General features: G+C 71.7%; 15 protein-coding genes. 9 read left to right on the top strand and 6 right to left on the bottom strand.

The window, feature by feature from the left end:
- A partial coding sequence (locus tag SM418_RS25330; RefSeq protein ID WP_371966112.1) for a maltotransferase domain-containing protein occupies positions 1–1,482 on the bottom strand: 1,482 nt, incomplete at its 3' end.
- 154 nt (positions 1,483–1,636) lie between these two features.
- Here SM418_RS25330 and SM418_RS25325 point away from each other — a divergent pair.
- The gene (locus SM418_RS25325) at positions 1,637–2,653 is read left to right on the top strand and encodes a phage baseplate protein (protein WP_371943650.1); all 1,017 of its coding nucleotides are present in this window, start codon (positions 1,637–1,639) and stop codon (positions 2,651–2,653) included.
- Positions 2,654–2,932: 279 nt separating this feature from the next.
- Complete coding sequence (glgP, locus tag SM418_RS25320) at positions 2,933–5,527, top strand: alpha-glucan family phosphorylase (protein WP_371943649.1); 2,595 nt, start codon at positions 2,933–2,935, stop codon at positions 5,525–5,527.
- On the opposite strand, the gene SM418_RS25315 is transcribed toward glgP, so the two are convergent.
- Together SM418_RS25315 and SM418_RS25310 are read right to left on the bottom strand one after the other, a co-directional pair.
- Positions 5,524–6,111 (bottom strand): hypothetical protein, encoded by a 588-nt coding sequence (locus SM418_RS25315; RefSeq protein WP_371943648.1) that lies wholly within the window; start codon positions 6,109–6,111, stop codon positions 5,524–5,526. The two genes, glgP and SM418_RS25315, sit on opposite strands and share 4 nt — an antisense overlap.
- Positions 6,108–6,377, bottom strand: a complete 270-nt coding sequence (locus SM418_RS25310) for a helix-turn-helix transcriptional regulator (RefSeq protein ID WP_371943661.1) — start codon at positions 6,375–6,377, stop codon at positions 6,108–6,110. Before SM418_RS25310 ends, SM418_RS25315 begins: the two co-directional genes overlap by 4 nt.
- 156 nt (positions 6,378–6,533) lie before the next feature.
- Here SM418_RS25310 and SM418_RS25305 point away from each other — a divergent pair, with 156 nt between their 5' ends.
- Positions 6,534–7,406, top strand: a complete 873-nt coding sequence (locus SM418_RS25305; protein WP_371943647.1) for an alpha/beta fold hydrolase — start codon at positions 6,534–6,536, stop codon at positions 7,404–7,406.
- Positions 7,407–7,470: 64 nt separating this feature from the next.
- On the opposite strand, the gene SM418_RS25300 is transcribed toward SM418_RS25305, so the two are convergent.
- Together SM418_RS25300 and SM418_RS25295 are read right to left on the bottom strand one after the other, a co-directional pair.
- On the bottom strand, positions 7,471–8,262 hold the full coding sequence (locus SM418_RS25300) for an SWIM zinc finger family protein (RefSeq protein ID WP_371943646.1): 792 nt from the start codon (positions 8,260–8,262) through the stop codon (positions 7,471–7,473).
- A complete protein-coding gene (locus SM418_RS25295) occupies positions 8,262–11,288 on the bottom strand; it encodes a DEAD/DEAH box helicase (RefSeq protein WP_371943645.1) in 3,027 nt (1,008 codons plus the stop codon). Before SM418_RS25295 ends, SM418_RS25300 begins: the two co-directional genes overlap by 1 nt.
- 161 nt (positions 11,289–11,449) lie before the next feature.
- Here SM418_RS25295 and SM418_RS25290 point away from each other — a divergent pair, with 161 nt between their 5' ends.
- Together SM418_RS25290 and SM418_RS25285 are read left to right on the top strand one after the other, a co-directional pair.
- Positions 11,450–12,352 (top strand): intradiol ring-cleavage dioxygenase, encoded by a 903-nt coding sequence (locus tag SM418_RS25290; RefSeq protein WP_371943644.1) that lies wholly within the window; start codon positions 11,450–11,452, stop codon positions 12,350–12,352.
- 79 nt (positions 12,353–12,431) lie between these two features.
- Entirely contained in the window at positions 12,432–13,214 is a 783-nt protein-coding gene (locus tag SM418_RS25285; RefSeq protein WP_371943643.1) for an enoyl-CoA hydratase/isomerase family protein, read from the top strand.
- On the opposite strand, the gene SM418_RS25280 is transcribed toward SM418_RS25285, so the two are convergent.
- Positions 13,201–13,566, bottom strand: a complete 366-nt coding sequence (locus tag SM418_RS25280) for a winged helix-turn-helix transcriptional regulator (RefSeq protein ID WP_371943642.1) — start codon at positions 13,564–13,566, stop codon at positions 13,201–13,203. The two genes, SM418_RS25285 and SM418_RS25280, sit on opposite strands and share 14 nt — an antisense overlap.
- 81 nt (positions 13,567–13,647) lie before the next feature.
- Here SM418_RS25280 and SM418_RS25275 point away from each other — a divergent pair, with 81 nt between their 5' ends.
- The 4 genes from SM418_RS25275 to SM418_RS25260 all read left to right on the top strand — a co-directional run bounded on the left by SM418_RS25275 (position 13,648) and on the right by SM418_RS25260 (position 17,500).
- Entirely contained in the window at positions 13,648–14,298 is a 651-nt protein-coding gene (locus tag SM418_RS25275; protein ID WP_371943641.1) for an NADPH-dependent F420 reductase, read from the top strand.
- 73 nt (positions 14,299–14,371) lie between these two features.
- The gene (locus tag SM418_RS25270; protein ID WP_371943640.1) at positions 14,372–15,139 is read left to right on the top strand and encodes an SDR family NAD(P)-dependent oxidoreductase; all 768 of its coding nucleotides are present in this window, start codon (positions 14,372–14,374) and stop codon (positions 15,137–15,139) included.
- A 190-nt stretch (positions 15,140–15,329) separates the two neighbouring features.
- Complete coding sequence (locus SM418_RS25265) at positions 15,330–16,280, top strand: acyl-ACP desaturase (RefSeq protein WP_371943639.1); 951 nt, start codon at positions 15,330–15,332, stop codon at positions 16,278–16,280.
- A gap of 407 nt (positions 16,281–16,687) precedes the next feature.
- Positions 16,688–17,500: a serine/threonine-protein kinase gene (locus SM418_RS25260; RefSeq protein ID WP_371943638.1), complete on the top strand. Its 813-nt coding sequence runs from the start codon at positions 16,688–16,690 to the stop codon at positions 17,498–17,500.

Genomic DNA, 17,500 nt, shown 5'->3' with positions numbered 1-17,500 from the left:
GCCGCCGTGCTGGAGGTATTGGTGGAGGATGTCGGGGGTGTTGGTGAAGGTGTTGGGGCGCATGTAGGCGGCGGCGGGTCCGGTGAGTTCGCCGAAGTAGTCGGTGAGTTCTTGGGCGGTGTTGCGCCAGGTGAAGTAGGTGTAGGACTGGTGGAAGCCGGTTTTGGCGAGGGTGTGCATGATGGCGGGGCGGGTGAAGGCCTCGGCGAGGAAGATGACGTCGGGGTCGGTGGTGTTGATGTCGGCCAGGAGGCGTTCCCAGAAGGCGATGGGTTTGGTGTGGGGGTTGTCGACGCGGAAGATGCGGACGCCGTGGTTCATCCAGTGGTGGATGAGGCGTTTGATCTCTTGGTAGAGGCCGTCGGGGTCGTGGTCGAAGTTGAGGGGGTAGATGTCCTGGTATTTCTTGGGCGGGTTTTCGGCGTAGGCGATGGTGCCGTCGGCGCGGGTGGTGAACCATTGGGGGTGCTGGGTGACCCAGGGGTGGTCGGGGGAGCATTGCAGGGCCAGGTCGAGGGCGATTTCCAGGCCGTGGTCGGCGGCGTGGGCCACGAAGGCGTCGAAGTCCTCCAGGGTGCCCAGGTCGGGGTGGACGGTGTCGTGGCCGCCCTGGGGTGAGCCGATGGCCCAGGGGGAGCCGGGGTCGTAGGGTCCGGCGTCCAGGGTGTTGTTGGGGCCTTTGCGGTGGGTGGTGCCGATGGGGTGGATGGGGGGGAGGTAGACCACGTCAAAGCCCATGTCGGCGATGGCGGGCAGGCGTTTCATCGCGGTGCGCAAGGTGCCGGAGGTGGGGCCGCGGCGCCCGATGGGGTCGAAGGCGGCGCCTTCGGAGCGGGGGAAGAACTCATACCAGGCGCCGTACAGGGCTCGTTGCCGGTGCACGGCCAGGGGGTACCAGTCGCTGACGGTCAGCAGGTCCCGCAGCGGATGACGCTCCAGCACGTCTGCGGCGTCGGGGTCGGCGGCGGCCTGCATCCGGTCGGCGACCGGGACGGTCTGGTCCCCCAGGAGTTCGGCCAGCCGCTCCAGCCTCGGCCGGTCCTTGCTCGGCACGGCGCCGGCCGCGCGCTCCAGCAGGGCCGATCCCTCGGCGAGCATGAGTTCGACGTCCTGGCCGCGCGGCACCTTGATCTGCGCGTCATGCCACCAGTGCGCGATCGGATCGCCCCACGCCTCCACCCGAAACGACCACGACCCCATCCGCGTCGGCGTCACCTGGGCCGCCCACCGGTCGGCCCCCACCCCGACCTCGGCCATCGGCTGCCCCGGCAGCTCCTCGCCCTCGGGCGTGCGCAGCACCACCGCCGCACCCAGCATCTCGTGCCCCTCACGGAACACCGTCGCCGACACCTCGACCGTCTCACCCACCACGGCCTTCGCCGGCCACCGCCCGCACCCCACCACCGGCGCCACGTCCAGGATCGGGATGCGACCGAGCCTCGGAATGCCGGTCGTGCTTGACGTTCCGGACTGCACGTGCATGTCGCCACCTCTACCCGATCGAGTCATCCGAAACTTCCATGCCCGGCAACCGGCGATTACCTCCAAGTAGTTTCGGCCGTTTTGTGCCGGGCTCGCGCCGAGCGGTGTTACGGTCGCCCCTTACCTGTTCATGATCAAGTAAGGATGTGGTTCCATGCGGCGATCCGTACGGACCGGAGCGGCCGGACTGGCCGGGGTGCTGGCGCTGAGCGCCTGCGCCGGGACCGGCGCGGAGGGGGACGGCGAGCGCGCCGGGCTCAAGGCCGCGACCGCGGCGTCGCTCCCGACGTCCCAGCGGTTCGATCTCACCAAGCCGTCCTACGACCTGTTCCGCGGCAAGAGCCTGCAGGACGGGACCGTCATGCAGTCGTTCGCGTTCGACCAGGTCAACAAGCGGCTCTTCACCGCGCAGGTGTCGAGCGGATCGGGCTCCGACGCGCGCGGCGATCTGACGATCACGCAGCTCGACTTCAAGGGCAACAAGCTCGGCTACATGCGGCTGAAGGGCTACGGGCACGGCGTCTCGATCGGCGTCGAGCCGTCCGGGACGGCCTCCTACCTGTGGACGGAGACGAACGCGGTCCAGTTCACCGACGCCAACGGCAACACCTCGTCGCGGGGCAAGAACCTCGCGCGCTTCAAGTTCGTCAACGGGACGACCCTGACGAACAGCTCGTCGGCGCTCACGAAGTACACGCCCGTCTCCGGGCAGGGCAGCGTCACCGCGTCCATCGACCCGATCAACAACCGGCTCGCGATGCGCTACCAGAAGTCGGGCCAGTGGCGTATAGCCGTGTGGAAGCTCTCCGACCTCAAGGCCCGCAACTACAGCGCCAAGCTCGCCGACATCGCCCAGCCCGCCACGGTCAGCGGCATCTCCTTCCAGGGCTACGCGCTCTACGGGAGCTACGTGTACCTGTACCACGGCAGCGCCTACAGCGCGTCCAACCCGAAGCCGGGCAACACGTATCTGTCGGCCGTCGACCTCAACACCGGCAAGCTGGTCGGCAAGCCGTTCCTCACCGGGGCGGGCTCGACGCTGTCCTACCGGGAGGCCGAAGGACTCGCGATCTACAAGGCCGGGTCCCAGGTACGGCTGTTCCTCGGCTTCGCCTCCGGCTCGTCCGGAGCGCGGAAGGCGAACCTCTTCTACAAGAACGCCCTGGTCTGATCCGACCGCCGGCGCGCCAGCGCTCACTGGGAGGGCCGGCGCGCCCGCCACGGGCACCGGGTCCGGGCTCGGCCGGGTCTGGGGATGGTCGAGTTTGGGCAAACGCTCGGACCGGGCGGCCGGGCCGGTGCCCGCGCCGGCCGCCGCCGCGACGGCCAGAACCCTGCGTGGACGGGCTTTCCACAGGCCCCGTCACCGCGCGGGCCGGCCCGTCCGCGCGGTGACGGTCTCGTTCACGCTCTCGCGCGCACGCGATGCGAGCGCATAGCGTGGCGTTGTGTGAAGGCAATCCGACGATTCACGGTCCGCACCGTCCTTCCCGAGCCGCTCCGGCAGCTTGAGGAACTGGTCCTCAACCTGCGCTGGTCCTGGCACCACGAGACGCTCGACCTGTTCCGCGCCGTGGACCCCGCGCTCTGGAAGGCCGTCCACCACGATCCCGTCCGGCTGCTCGGCGAGGTCGCGCCGGAGCGGCTGGCGCAGCTGGCCGGGGACCGGCGGTTCCTGCGCCGCCTGCAGGACACCGCCGAGGACCTGCGCGAGTACCTGACCGCCCCGCGCTGGTACCAGTCGCGGGCGGACGGGCCCGCCTGCATCGCCTACTTCTCACCCGAGTACGGGATCACCGCCGCGCTGCCGCAGTACTCCGGCGGCCTCGGCATCCTGGCCGGCGACCACCTGAAGACGGCGAGCGACCTCGGCGTCCCGATCCTCGGGGTCGGGCTGCTGTACCGGCACGGCTACTTCTCGCAGTCGCTGTCCCCGGACGGCTGGCAGCTGGAGCGCTACCCGCCGATCGACCCGAACGGGCTCCCGCTGACCCTGCTCCGCGAACGGGACGGGACGCCGGTCCGCGTCGCCATCGGCCTCCCCAAGGGGAACGAGCTGCACGCGCAAGTGTGGGTCGTGCGGGTCGGGCGCGTCCCCCAGCTGCTCCTGGACTCCGACGTCGAGGACAACGACCAGGCGGCCCGGGACGTCACCGACCGGCTGTACGGGGGCGGCGGCGACCACCGGCTGCTGCAGGAGATGCTGCTCGGCATCGGCGGCGTCCGGGCGATCCGCGCCTACTGCCGCATCACCGGGCATCCCGCTCCAGAGGTGTTCCACACCAACGAGGGCCACGCCGGGTTCCTCGGCCTGGAACGCATCCGCGAGCTGGTCTCGGAGGACGGGCTGTCGTTCGACGAAGCCCTCGAGGCGACGCGGGCGGGCACGGTGTTCACCACGCACACGCCCGTTCCCGCCGGCATCGACCGGTTCCCCCGCGACCTGATCGGCCGGTACTTCGGCGGCGCGAACGAGGAGGAGCAGGTCCCCGTCGACCGGATCCTCGCCCTCGGCAGCGAGGACTACCCGGGCGGCGACCGCACCGTGTTCAACATGGCCGTGATGGGGATGCGGCTCGCGCAGCGCGTCAACGGCGTCAGCGAGCTGCACGGCGAGGTCAGCCGCGAGATGTTCGGCGGCCTGTGGGGCGGGTTCGACACCGCCGAGGTCCCGGTCGGTTCGATCACCAACGGCGTGCACGCCGGAACGTGGGTGGCGCGCGAGGTGCTGGAGTTCACCGCCCGCGAGCTGCCGTCGGTGATGGAGTCCGGGCGCGGCTGGGAGGGCGTCCGCGCCGTGTCCGAGGCGGAGATCTGGCGGATGCGGGGCCTGCTGCGGCGCCGGCTCGTCCTGGACGCGCGGCGCCGGCTCCGCGAGTCGTGGCGGCAGCGCGGCGCGAGCGAGGCCGAGGTCTCCTGGATCGACGACGCGCTCGACCCCGGCGTCCTGACGATCGGGTTCGCGCGGCGCGTCCCCTCGTACAAGCGGCTCACCCTGATGATGAGCGACCCGGACCGGCTCCGCGCGATCCTGCTGGATCCGGACCGCCCCGTGCAGATCGTCATCGCCGGGAAGGCCCACCCGGCCGACGAGGGCGGCAAGCGGCTGATCCAGGACATCGTGCGGTTCGCCGACTCCGAGGACGTCCGGCACCGGATCGTGTTCCTGCCCGACTACGACATGGCGCTCGGGCAGCTGATGGTGCAGGGCTGCGACGTGTGGATGAACAACCCGCTGCGCCCGCTGGAGGCGTGCGGCACGTCCGGGATGAAGGCGGCGCTGAACGGCGGGCTGAACCTGTCCATCCGGGACGGCTGGTGGGACGAGTGGTACGACGGGCAGAACGGCTGGGCGATCCCGTCCGCCGACGGCCTCGCCAGCCCCGACCGGCGGGACGAGCTGGAGGCCGCCGCGCTGTACGAGCTGATCGAGGACCACGTGTCCGTCACGTTCTACGACCGCGACTCGGCGGACCTGCCGCGCCGCTGGCTGGAGATGGTCAAGCACACCATCGCCACCCTCGGCCCGAAGGTCCTCGCGACCCGGATGCTGCGCGACTACGTCGAGGACCTCTACACCCCGGCGGCCGAGTCCGAGCGGGCCATGGTCGCCGACAAGTTCGCGGGCGCGCGGACGCTGGCGGCGTGGAAGCAGCGGGTCCGCAGGGCGTGGCCGCACGTCGCCGTCGAGCACGTCGAGTCCAACGGTGAGGAGAGCCCGCAGGTGGGGGCCCGGCTCACGGTGCGGGTCGTCGTGAACCTCGGCGGGCTCGACCCGGACGACGTCGCCGTGGAGATCGCCTACGGGCGGGTCGACGACGCCGACGCTCTCGTCGACCCGACCCACCTGGAACTGGAGGAGGCCGAGTCCGCGGAGAACGGGCGGCGCCGCTACACCGGCGAGGTCCCGCTGGGGCGCAGCGGCGCGTTCGGCTACAGCGTCCGCGTGGTGCCGAGCCATCCGCTGCTGTCGGGCCGGGCCGAGATGGGCCTCGTCGCGCTGCCGCCCGCGCCGCAGGGCATGACGAACGGCGACCTGCGCTAGACGGCGGGCTGCTCCTGCTCCTCCTCGTCATCGTCGGCGGGCGGGTCGGCCACCTGCCAGGCCGCGACGACGAGGGGGAGCAGGACGTGCGTCGCCAGCAGGGCGAACAGGATCAGGAAGAGCGCCGCGGCGGGGATCTGCGATTCGCGGCTGTCGCCGTCGGCGAGCATGGTCACCACCAGGACCGCGACGAGCACGCAGGTCGTGGCCTGGTGGGCGGTCGCGAACGCGCGGAGCCGCGCCGCGAGCTGGCGCTCGTCGAGTTCGTGCTCCCGCTTGGAGATGAGCCCCCGGGTGACGGCGATCAGCTGGCCCGCGAGCGGGAACCCCACCACTACCAGCACGCCCAGGATCACGAAGTTGGCGATCATCGCGGTGTCGCTGGGGGCGAGCGCCCACGACACGGCGGCGTCCACCCAGAGCAGGCCGAGCGTGACCGCGCCCGCCCCGGCCAGGATCCGGCGCGGCCGCCGGCGGGCGTAGCGGGCGGGCATCCGGCGCTCCAGCTCGTCGTCGAGGGCCGCGAGGCGGTCCGCGCGCTTGCGTCGCGCCCGCTCCAGCCGTCCCGGGGACTGGTTCGTCATGGTGTGTCTCCGATCCTGGGGAAGGGTTTCAGGGAGAAGACGACCTCGACCGGCACCTCGAAGTACTCGGCGATGCGCAGGGCGAGGTGCAGGCTGGGGCTGTACTCGCCCCGCTCCAGGTAGCCGACCGTCTGGTAGTGGACGCCCAGCGCGGCGGCGAGGTCGCGGCGCGAGACGCCGCGCTCGGCCCGCAGCACCGGGATCCGGTTGTGGACGGTCTCCTTGTCGGCGGGCACGGGGCCGGCCTTGCGGATCACGGCCCGCACCCGCTCATGCCCGTCCCCATAACGAGAACTTGAATCATTAGCCATACCCCTGCTTCTGTTGATAGTATATGTACTACATTCCATTGCAGACTCGCAACCAGGTGGCTTCTGGAGCGGGGCCGATGAGTTTTCGGTGCGGGGAGGGTCGACATCGTCATGACGACTACGCAGACGCTCGAAACGCCCGGGGCCGACCTCGTGTACGACGTCCACGGTCCGCTGCCGACCGCCGACGGGCGCCCGCCGCTGGTCATGATCGGTCAGCCCATGGACGCCAGCGGCTTCCACACCCTCGCGTCGCTCCTCTCCGAGCGCACGGTGATCACCTACGACCCGCGCGGCCTCGGCCGCAGCACCCGCAAGGACGGCCGGACCGACCATGCGCCGGACATCCAGGCCGCCGACGTGCACGCCCTCATCGAGGCGCTCGGCGCGGGCCCGGTCGAGATGTTCGCGAGCAGCGGCGGCGCGGTCACCGCGCTCGCCCTCGTGTCCGCGCACCCCGAGGACGTCACCACCCTGGTCGCCCACGAGCCACCGCTCATCGGGGTGCTTCCGGACGCCGGGGCCGCCGAGCGCGCCAGGGCCGGCGTCCGGGACGTGTACGAGAAGGAGGGCTGGGGCGCGGGCATGGCGGCCTTCATCGCGATGACGTCCTGGCAGGGCGAGTTCACCGACGACTACTTCGCCCAGCCCGCGCCGGATCCCGCCATATTCGGGATGCCGGCCGAGGACGACGGCTCCCGCGACGATCCGCTGCTGTCCGACCGGTCGTGGGCGGTCAGCGGGTACCGGCCCGACGCCGACGCCCTCGCCGCGGCGCCCACGCGGATCGTGATCGCGGTGGGCGAGGAGTCCGAGGGCACCATCACCGGACGCACGTCGGTGGCGACGGCCGAGCTGCTCGGCCGGCGGGCCGCGGTGTTCCCGAGCCACCACGGCGGCTTCATGGGCGGCGAGTTCGGCCAGGCGGGACAGCCCGAAGCGTTCGCCGGCAGGCTGCGCGAGGTCCTCGGCGGAGCCGGCTGACGGCCGGGGATCCAGCGCGGAACGGCCGCCCTCGCGCGCCCGGCCCCTCGGACCCGAACGAGAGTTAAGCGTCGTCGCGGGCGGCCAGGGCCTCGTAGGCGGGGGCCAGGACGTCCGGGAGGGAACGGCGCCGGATCTTGATCGGTGGGGGCGGGGCGACCTGGAGGACGAAACCGGGCGGGACGGGAGGCGCGGGCGGCCGGTCGCGGAGCCGGGCGAGGCCGGACGGCGGTGTCCAGAAGCCGGCGGCGGTCAGCGGCTCGTCCTCCACGTCCAGAGGGTCGGGTTCGGTCCCGGTGGCGCGCCGCAGGGAGGCCAGCAACTGGTCCCTGCCCCGTCCGTTCCACTGGAGGATGAGGAACGGGTCGTCGTCGAACGCCTCGGCCAGCAGGTAGAGGACGGCCGCCGCGTGCTTGCACGGGTCGCCCCAGTCGGGGCAGTCGCACATCAGGTGCAGGTCGGCGGCCGAACCGGGGAAGAGCGCGAGGCCCAGTTCGGCGAACACCCACTCGATCTCGGGCGGCATCTCCCCGGCCAGGAGGCGGGCGCGGAAAACGGCGCGGGACGCCAGTTCCTGCTCGGCGGCCCGCCAGTCCGCCTCGTCGATCGCGTCGATGCCGAGGGCCACCTCGTACGGTTCGGGCGCCGACCCGCGCACCTTCGCGGTCACCTCGTACGGCTCGACTCTCAGGTCGAACACGTTGCCCTTGCGGGCGTAGGTGCGTCCGCGCTGCAGGCGGCCCTTGTCGGCGAACGACTCGACGAGGTCGATGAAGCGGCGGGACCACCATTCGGCGCCGATCGACCCGCGCTTGTTGCGGGCCCTGATGCCGTCGTCCATGACGCCGTCGTCCATCAGTCGCTCACCGCCTCGGGGGACAGCCGCAGGACGTCCCGGAGTTCGGCGACCGAGAGTTCGGTCAGCCAGTCCTCGCCGGTGCCCACGATCGATTCGGCGAGGGCCTTCTTGCGCTCGATCATCTCGTCCACGCGCTCCTCCATCGTCCCGACGCAGATGAACTTGCGGACCTGGACGTTGCGGGTCTGGCCGATGCGGAACGCGCGGTCGGTGGCCTGGTCCTCGACGGCGGGGTTCCACCAGCGGTCGACGTGCACGACGTGGTTGGCGGCGGTCAGCGTCAGGCCCGTCCCGGCGGCCTTGAGGGAGAGCAGGAAGATCGCCGGTTCGGCGTCGTTCTGGAAGTGCTGCACGAGGTCGTCGCGTGCCTGCTTGGACGTCCCGCCGTGCAGCCACAGGACGGGACGTTCGAGACGGGCGGCGAGGTAGGGCTGGAGCATCGAGCCGAACTCGGCGTACTGGGTGAAGACGAGCGCCTTCTCACCCTGTCCGAGGACCTCGGCGCAGATCTCCTCCAGCCGTTCGAGCTTGCCCGAGCGGCCGGGGAGGCGCGAGCCGTCCTTCAGCAACTGCGCCGGATGGTTGCAGACCTGCTTGAGCTTGGCCATCGTCGCCAGGACGAGGCCGCGCCGCTGCTTGTCGTCCGCCTCGGCGATCTGCTGGAGCATGTCGTCCACGGTCGCCCGGTAGAGGGACGCCTGCTCGGTCGTGAGGTTGCAGTAGACCTTGATCTCCTGCTTCTCCGGCAGGTCGGAGATGATCGACTTGTCGGTCTTGAGGCGGCGGAGGATGAACGGCTGGGTGGCCCGCTTCAGCGCCAGTGCCGCCTGCTCGTCGCCCTCCCGCTCGATCGGGACGGCGAACCGCTGCCGGAACGCGGCGCGCGGCCCGAGCAGGCCGGGGTTCGCGAACTCCATGATCGACCACAGTTCGGTCAGATGGTTCTCGACCGGCGTGCCCGTGAGCGCGATCCGGGTGCGCGCCGGGATGCTCCGCACCGCCCTGGCCTGCCGCGTCCCGCTGTTCTTGAGCGCCTGCGCCTCGTCGCAGACGATCCGCCCCCACTCGATCGGCGCGAGCGCCTCCGCGTCCCGCGCGGCCGTCCCGTACGTGGTCAGCACGAGATCGGCGCTCGCCACGGCCTCGGCCAGCTCCTCGCCGCGATGCCGCCCCGTCCCGTGGTGGACGTAGACGCGCAGCTTGGGAGTGAACCGCGCGGCCTCCCGCTGCCAGTTCCCCACCAGCGACATCGGCAGGATCGCGAGCGTCGGGTCCGGGCGCGCGCCGTTCTCCCGTTCATGTACGAGAAGGGACAAGACAGAAATGGTCTTACCGAGTCCCATATCGTCGGCAAGAAGTGCGCCAAGCCCCAAGTCATTCATGAAGGTCAGCCAGGCGAGGCCGCGTTCCTGGTACGGGCGCAGTTCGGCGTCCAGCTCGTCCGGCGTGTGCATGGGGGTGAGGCGGCGGTCGGCCTCGCCGGACAGCAGGTCGCCGAGGGGGCCGCCCGCGTCGACCTCGGTGAGGGGGAGGACCTCGTCGCCGGCGTGCACGATCGCGCGGATCGCCTCGGCGGCGCTCATGCGGCCCCGGCGAGGGTGGCGGAGGAAGTCGAGGGCCGCCTCGAGCTGGCGCTCGTCGAGCTCGACCCACCGGCCGCGCAGGCGGACGAGCGGGGTCTTCAGGCGGGCCAGCTCCTCCAGTTCGGCCTCGTCGATGCTCTCGTCGCCGATGGCCAGGTCCCAGCGGAAGCCGACCATGGCCTTCAGATCGAAGCCGGAGGGGGCGGCCGCGCCGGCCGACGCCTCCGGATCCTCGTCGCGGGTCGTCAGCTTCATGCCGAGCTTCGCCTTGCCCGCCCACTGGGGGAGCAGGACGCCGAAGCCCGCGGCGGCGAGCATCGGGGCGGCCTGGCGCAGGAAGCGGAACGCCCCCGCCGTGTCGAGGGCCAGTTCGTGCGGGGCCGGGCCGTCAAGGGCGGGGGCCATCTCGGGGAAAAGGCGCAGGGCGCGGCCGAGGCCGGTGAGGAGCGTCTCCTCCGCGTCGCGGATCGAGGTCGCCTCACCGTCCCAGACCATGGCGGCCGGTACGTAGAGGCTCGGGTCGTCGGTGCCCTGGAGGGCGAACTCGACCCGCCACGAATCGTCCTTCGACTCCTCGCTCTCGCCGGACTCCCCAGTGCCGGACTCTTCGGTGCCGAACTCTTCGGCGCCCGGCTCGGCGAGGCGGAAGCAGACGCGGAGCGGTCCGGACGGGCGGCGCGCGGCGGCGGCCCACGCGTCCAGCTCGGCGATCAGGTCGCCCGGATCGTCGCGGGGCTCGCGGGCCACGGCGGCGGACGGGCCGGTCAGCGCCGTCACCCAGCGTTCGGCGAGCGGCAGCCGGTCGAGCTCCTTGCGCCGCGACACGAGCAGCGGATGCGGCACCACGCCCCGGACGGCGGTGTCGACCAGGGCGGACAGCGCCTCCCGCAGCACCTCGGCGGCGGGACGTCCGCCGTCCGCGGCGCGGCAGGCGGCGGGCATGGCGCGCGCGAGAGCGCGGAAGCGCGCCGGGTCGTCGATCACCGGACGCCAGCGCGCCACGAGATCGCCGTCCTCGCGCAGGAGGGCGGGCAGGACGTGGCCGCGGGAGGTCAGATGGTCGGCCTCGTCCGCGAGCATGCACAGGAACCGCAGGTCGGTACCGGGGACGACGTCGGCGCTGTGCTCGGCTCCCTGGAGCAGCGCCATCGCGGGGAAGGGTTCGAGCACGAGGGCCGGGACGCGCCACGGACGCAGCTCGGGCTCGTCCGACACCGGCTCCGGGCCGAGCTCGGCCGAGGGCAGCGGATGGTCGCCGATCGTGGGGAGCGACATCGTCAGCTCGACGCGGAACGCCGTGCGGACGAGCGGCTCGTAGGACGTCCCGCCGAAGTCGCAGGTCGCGAACGGGTGGACGTCCGCGGACGGCTCGTACGGGCCGGTGCGCTCGGCCCAGAGGCAGAGCGCACCGCCATGCCAGGTGGCGTGGGCGACGAGCATGGTCCCCGAAGCTACCAGCAGCCCCCGACATCACCGGACGTCACAGCGGTCGCCCGAGCCGGCGGCCGCCACTCAGAGAATTCTCATAGCGGTCAAATATCCCTCTCACCGCCCGCCGGGAGGCTCCCTCCATCTCACTCCCGAGCATGAGGAGGCTCCCGATGGCAGAGAACGGAACCGGTGAGGCGCGAGGACTGAGCCGCCGCGCGGCGCTCACCGCGATGGGCGGCGTCGGGCTCGGCACGGTCGGCGCGGTCGCCGGCGGCGCCGCGCTGGCCGGCGGCGCGCAGAGCACGACCGGCCCCCCGGTGGAGCAGGTGGCGCACGGGGGGACGAACCCGGCGTGCGTGCTGTCCCCGGAGACGACGGAGGGCCCGTACTACCTGGACTACGAGATGGTCCGCCGGGACGTCACCGAGGACCGTCCGGGCATCCCCCTGATCCTGCGGGTCGCGGTCGTGGACACCTCCGCCGGATGCCGTCCGGTCAAGCGGGCCGCCGTGGACATCTGGCACTGCGACGCGGGCGGCGTCTACTCCGGCTACGAGGGCAACACGCTGCCGGGCGGTCCGCCGTCGGGAATGCCGACGGACATGCCGACCGGGATGCCGACCGGCATGCCGCCCGGCGGCGGAGGCGGAGGGCACGCGGAGCCCGTCAACGACCTGACGTTCCTGCGCGGCGTCCAGCTCACCAACGGGCACGGCACCGCCGAACTCCGGACGATCTACCCCGGCTGGTACCAGGGAAGGGCCCTGCACATCCATGTGAAGGTGCACGTCGGAGGCAAGGTCGACGCGAAGAAGAAGTCGTACTCCGGCGGGCACGTCAGCCACACCGGGCAGTTCTTCTTCGAGGAGGAGCTGGCCGAGAAGGTCGCCGCGCTGGAGCCCTACAAGCACAACACGGTCCCGCGCGTGAAACTGGAGGAGGACGGGATCTACCGGCAGGCGGGCTCGGGCCTGCTCACCATCCGCCCGATCCACCGGGGACGCATCGAGCGCGGGCTGCTCGCCACGATCACGGTCGGCGTGGATCCGTCCGCCACGCCCGCCGCCGTCTGAGCAGTACCGGCGCGAGGCACGCGGCGACCCCCTGGCTAGGCTCGGGACGTTCGTCACCGAGTTGCACAGGAGGGCCGCCGTGGGCGAGTTCGTACGGGTCGAGATCGAGGACGGGATCGCGACGATCAGGCTGGACCGCCCGAAGATGAACGCCCTGAACGCCCGGATGCAGCGGGAGCTGATCGACGCGGCCCGGCAGGTCACCGATGACGCCTCGGTGGGCGCCGTCGTGCTGTACGGCGGGGAGAAGGTGTTCGCCGCCGGCGCGGACATCAAGGAGATGGCCCCGATGTCCTACGCCGAGATGTCGGCGGGCCACTCGCGGCTCCTGCAGGACTTCGCCAAGGCGCTCGCCGCCATCCCGAAGCCGGTCATCGCCGCGATCACCGGGTACGCGCTCGGCGGCGGCCTGGAGGTGGCGCTGACCGCCGACTTCCGCGTCGCGGGCGAGGGCGCGAAGGTGGGGCAGCCGGAGATCCAGCTCGGCATCATCCCCGGCGCGGGCGGCACGCAGCGGCTGTCCCGGCTGGTCGGCCCGGCCAAGGCGAAGGACCTGATCTTCTCCGGACGGCACGTCAAGGCCGACGAGGCCCTCGCCATCGGCCTGGTCGACCGGGTCGTCCCGGACGCCGACGTCTACACGGCCGCCAAGGAGTGGGCAGCGACCTTCGTCGGCGGCCCCGCGATCGCGCTGCGCGCGGCGAAGCAGGCCATCGACAAGGGCCTGGAGGTCGACCTCGACACCGGCCTGGAGATCGAGCGGACGCAGTTCGCGGCCCTGTTCGCCACCGACGACCAGGCCAACGGCATGAAGAGCTTCATGGAGGAAGGCCCCGGCAAGGCCGAGTTCACCGGCCGCTGACCGCCCGCTCCCGCGCGTCCAGTACCTCGTCGGCGTAGCGCTCGGTCCACCGGCCCAGGGCGGACAGGGGCTCGATCAACCCGCGCCCAGGGCCGGTCAGCTGGTATTCCACGCGCGGTGGTGCCTCGGCATAGCGGCGGCGCGTGACCAGACCGTTCTGTTCAAGGCGCCGCAGCGTCTCCGTCAGGACCTTCTGGCTGATGCCGCCGATGCGCTCCCGCAGCTCGCCTGGACGGCGGGGGCCTTCGCGCAGGGACCAGAGCACCACGCCGGTCCAGGTGCCCGAAAGTAGGTCGAGCCCAAGGCGCGTCTGGCAGTCGGCGACGAACTCGTTCATGGTCTCGTCCGCCATCCTGCCCCTCCCGATGCGCACCGGATGGTGCCGAACGGATCGCCTAGCGTCCCCCCGACGGTAATCGAACGGGAGGTCACCATGCGGATCGGAGTGCTGGGCGCGGGGAACATGGCGGATGCGCTCGCCACGCAATGGGCGCGCAAGGGGCATGAGGTGCGGATCGGCGCGCGCACCCCCGGGAAGGCGGTCGCGCTGGCGGAACGCGTCGGCCACGGTTCAGCCGGCGGGACGCTGCGGGACGCGGCGCAGTTCGGGGACGCGGTGCTGCTCGCCGTCTGGTACGACGGCGTCCGCGACGTGCTGCGCGAGGCGGGGCCGCTGGCGGGACGCGTGCTGATCGACTGCACCAACCCGATGGGACCCCCGTTCGAGCGGCTCCGGACGGGAGGCGGCCCGTCGGCCGCGCGGCGCGCCGCGGTGACCGGCGCCCGCGTGGTCAAGGCGTTCAACCTGTGCCCCGACAGCGTGTGGCGGATGACGCCGCCCGAATTCGGCGGCCGCCCCCTCGGCGTGCCGCTGTGCGGCGACGACGCGGACGCGCTGGCCGCGGTCCGGACGCTCGTGACCGATCTCGGCTGCGTGCCGATGGACGGCGGAAGCCTCGAAAGGGCCGGCCTCCTGGAGGCGGCGACGGCGTTCATGGTGGGCCTGTGGGTCGCGGGCGAGGACCCGTCGGCGATGCTGCCGCCGCCCGAGTACTCCGGCGTCCCCCGGCGTACCGGTGCATGACGGTTAAACCGTTATTTGTCTTTCCGGGTGTGCTGCCGGGGATCGTGCAGGCCGGCCGCTAGCATCTCCCGCCATGCGACACGCGTACCGAACCGCGCTCGTGACGGGTGCGTCCAGCGGGATCGGGGAGAGCTTCGCCCGCCTGCTGGCCGGCCGCGGCGCCGATCTGGTGATCGTGGCGCGCCGTGCCGACCTGCTGGACGGGCTGGCCCGCGAGCTGGTCGAACGGTACCGGGTCGCCGTCGAGGTGATGGCCGCCGACCTCGCCGACCCCGCGCAGCGCGCCGAGGTGGAGGGGCGGTTGAGGTCCGACCCGGTCGAGCTGCTGGTGAACAACGCCGGGTACGGCGCTTTCGGAGCCTTCGCGGACCTGCCGCTGGACGACCACCTCGCGCAGATCGAGCTGAACGTGACCGCGCTGGTGCGCCTCACGCACGCCGCCCTGCCCGGAATGGTCGAGCGCGGCCGCGGCGGAGTGCTCAACGTCGCGTCGATGGCCGGGTTCACCCCGTCCCCGGGCAGTGCCAGCTACGGGGCCACCAAGGCGTACGTGGCGTCGTTCTCCGAGAGCCTGCACTCGGAGGTCGCGGGCAAGGGCGTCCACGTGACGGCGCTGTGCCCCGGCTTCACCCGGACCGAGGACGACGTTCCGTCCAACCTGCTGTGGCTGCGGCGCGACGACGTGGCGCGCGCCGGGCTGGACGCGGTGGCCGCCGGACGCGCGCTCTGCGTCCCCGGCATGCAGTACAAGGCGGCGCTCCCGGCGCTGAAGCTCGTCCCGAGGCCGCTGCTCAGGGCCGCGGTGAACCGCATGTGGCAACAGGCCGCCGACACGCGGTGACGGAACGTCACGCCTCGTTTGCCCAGATCTACAAAAGTTCCCGCGGGTTGCTTGTCGCGAGCCTGACTTGACGGGGATCACGGTGAGTGGCGACGATCGAACCTACGCTTGAGTAAGTTGTGTACGGCCTGCTGGCCCGCAGACGCGGCGGCACGTCCCGCAACACCACCTCGTCCAGCGAAGGAACCACATGTCCGTGACCCCCGAAGAGAAGTTCCAGACCGGCCTCCTGCACGACCTCGAGCCGGTGGTCGAGACAGAACTGAACCGCCACCTGTCGATGGCCAAGGAATGGTTCCCGCACCAGTACGTCCCGTGGAGCGAGGGCCGCGACTTCGACGGGCCGCTGGACGGTGAGCCGTGGTCGATCGAGCAGTCGAAGGTGACCGCCGAGGCCCGCGAGTCGCTCATCGTCAACCTGCTCACCGAGGACAACCTCCCCGGATACCACAACGCCATCGCCGCCGTGTACGGCCGCGAGGGCGCCTGGGGCACCTGGGTCAACCGGTGGACGGCCGAGGAGAACCGGCACAGCGTCGTCCTGCGCGACTACCTCACCGTGACCCGCGCGGTCGACCCGGTCGCGCTGGAACGCGCCCGGATGCGCCACATGGAGGCCGGCTACGAGGCCGACCACGGCGACTCGTTCCTGCACGGCACGGCCTACGTCTCGTTCCAGGAACTCGCCACCCGGGTGTCGCACCGCAACACCGGCAAGGCGTCCGGCGACCCGCTCTGCGAGCAGATGATGGTCCGCATCGCCGCCGACGAGAACCTCCACATGATCTTCTACCGGAACCTCCTCGGCGCCTCGCTGGAGGCCGCCCCGAACGAGACGATGCGGGCGATCACCGACGTCGTGAAGGGGTTCCAGATGCCCGGCTACAGCATCGACGGCTTCCTCCGCAAGTCCGTCGTCATCGCCAACGCCGGCATCTACGACCTGCGGCTGCACCACGACGACGTGCTCGTCCCGGTGCTGCGCAAGTGGGGCGTGTTCGACCGCACGGACCTGTCGGGCGACGGCGAGAAGGCCCGCCAGGAGCTGGGCGAGTTCCTGGAGCAGCTCGACGCCGCCGCCACCAAGTTCGAGACCCGCCGAGAGGAACGCCGCGCCCGCCAAGCCACCCGCAAGTCCTGACCCGAGCCCCCAACAGAAGACCCGTGCCACGCAGCCGGGCGGCTCGGGGCCCGAGCGACAGAGGTTGAACCCCAGCCCCCGTTTACGGGCAGGGACGCGGAGCGAGCGCCAGCGAGCGGAGCGGTCATGCCCGGCGCGCCGCGTCCCCGCAGCGTAGGGAGCGCCAGCGACCGGAGCGAGGAGACCCGTGTCGCGCAGCCGGGGGGTATGGGGGGTCGCCCCCCAATAAAAACCAGCCCGGCGCGCCGCGTCCCCGCAGCGTAGGGAGCGCCAGCGACCGGAGCGAGGAGACCCGTGCCGCGCAGCCGGGGGTCTGGGGGTCGCCCCCCAGATAAACAGGGAACGCGGCCCCGTTTCTTGGCGTCAAAGGGGATATGGGGACGCATCGGCGACTGGGTGAGTATCGGTTGCTGGACGAGATCGGCCGGGGGAGCACCGCGGTGGTGTATCTCGCCATGGATTCGCGTGGCCGTGAGGTGGCGGTCAAGGAGCTGGTTCCGGAGTTGACGGGGGTTCCGGAGGCGATCGATCGGCTGGCGCGGGAGATGCGGGCGCAGGCGCGGGTGCGCAGCGCTTATGTCGCGGGCCTGCTGGATGGGGCGATCACGGCGGAGCGGCCGCACGTGGTGATGCAGTACGTGCCGGGCTGTCCGTTGTATGACTTGGTCCCGGCGTATGGGCCGTTGCGCGGTGACCGGCTGGCCCGGTTCGCCCGGCGGCTGGCGCTCGCGCTGGGGGACGTCCACGACGCGGGTGTGCTGCACCGGGATGTGTCGCCGGGTAATGTCATCGTGATGGGCGACCGGCCGACGCTGATCGATTTCGGGATCGCGCAGGAGTCCGGCGCCGATCAGATCACCCGGCGGGGGATGGTCGTGGGGACGCCCGCCTATCTCGCCCCGGAGTTGATCGAGGGGGAGCGCGCCACCACCGCGTCGGACGTGTTCTCTTGGGCGGCGACTGTCGCGTTCGCGGCGACGGGCCGTCCGCCGTTCGGGCGGGGGTCGCTGCACGGGGTGTGCTTCCGGATCCTGCGCGGCCAGGCTGATCTTGACGGTGTTCCTGAGCCGGTGGCGGGGCTGCTGCGGGCGGCGCTGCGGCGGGATCCTGCCGAGCGGCCGCCGGCGCGCTGGTTCGCCGGGGCGCTGGCGCCGCTGCCGGGGGGTGGTCGTCCCCGCGCGGTGCATGCGACCGCCCGGGACGGGGTGGCGGCGGCCTGA

The organism is Actinomadura chokoriensis (genome assembly GCF_041463665.1).
Classification (GTDB): Bacteria; Actinomycetota; Actinomycetes; order Streptosporangiales; family Streptosporangiaceae; genus Spirillospora; species Spirillospora chokoriensis_A.
The sequence above is the reverse complement of the archived record's forward strand: the minus strand, read 5'-3'. Positions and strand labels throughout refer to the sequence as shown.